Origin of the sequence: Pseudorhizobium halotolerans, from assembly GCF_902153235.2 — a bacterium.
GTDB classification, from domain to species: domain Bacteria; phylum Pseudomonadota; class Alphaproteobacteria; order Rhizobiales; family Rhizobiaceae; genus Neorhizobium; species Neorhizobium flavum.
Window position 1 is genome coordinate 151553 of the sequence record NZ_CABFWE030000013.1, and the last position, 673, is coordinate 152225.

The following is a 673-nucleotide window of genomic DNA, read 5'->3' on the forward strand; positions in this document are numbered from 1 at the left end:
GATCCCACAATCGTGTGCGATCTGCCGCCAGTCATACCGGTTGCGCGCAAGCGCGGGTGTCTTTCGAAATGTTATCAGACCCAGAAGGTAGGGCCGTATGTTCTCTACGATCCAATCCGGCGCGACGGGAGCAAGCCGGACGTCGCAGTAAGTCGAAATCTTCTTCTGAAAATGGTGTCTGGAAAGGTCTTCGTTGGGCATGTGTCATTCCGCATCTTTTCTCGGGCCTCAGGCCGAGGGCGTGCGGAATTAGGGGCGGGCGCTTAAAAATGCGTAAAGCGGGCGAAGTCGAGCCTGTAACACAGGAAGTTCGTCAGGATCTCGTCATCCTTGGTAATGCTTTGCTCCGCGCACCTTCGGCGGCGTTCCGGCTGAGCAAAGCTGAAGAGCCTTTCCGCGGTTCCGATCAAGGCGTAAAAGCCTGGACAGCTACGTCGTACCAGGAGCGCATTGCGCAGGCAGCATAAAGGCGCTATATGTAGGTATGTTCCTACATGGAGGCGCACATGGCCACTATTAGCTTGACCAGCCGCGAATTGAATCATGATGTTGGCAGAGCAAAAAAAGCTGCTGAAGCGGGACCTGTCGTTATCACTGATCGAGGCAGACCTTCGCACGTGTTGATGACGTACGGTGAGTTTGAGCGTCTGACAGGTAAGCGTCACAATCTTGT

Annotated in this window: 1 protein-coding gene and 1 pseudogene; one reads left to right on the plus strand and one right to left on the minus strand. The window is 54.5% G+C overall.

Translation table 11 applies throughout. The features are described 5' to 3' along the window. Positions 1-201, minus strand: a pseudogene (locus tag FN060_RS19780) (hypothetical protein); the annotation flags it as partial. Positions 202-506: 305 nt separating this feature from the next. Between FN060_RS19780 and FN060_RS19785 the strand changes: the two are divergent. Beyond that, a partial coding sequence (locus FN060_RS19785) for a type II toxin-antitoxin system Phd/YefM family antitoxin (RefSeq protein WP_185929076.1) occupies positions 507-673 on the plus strand: 167 nt, incomplete at its 3' end.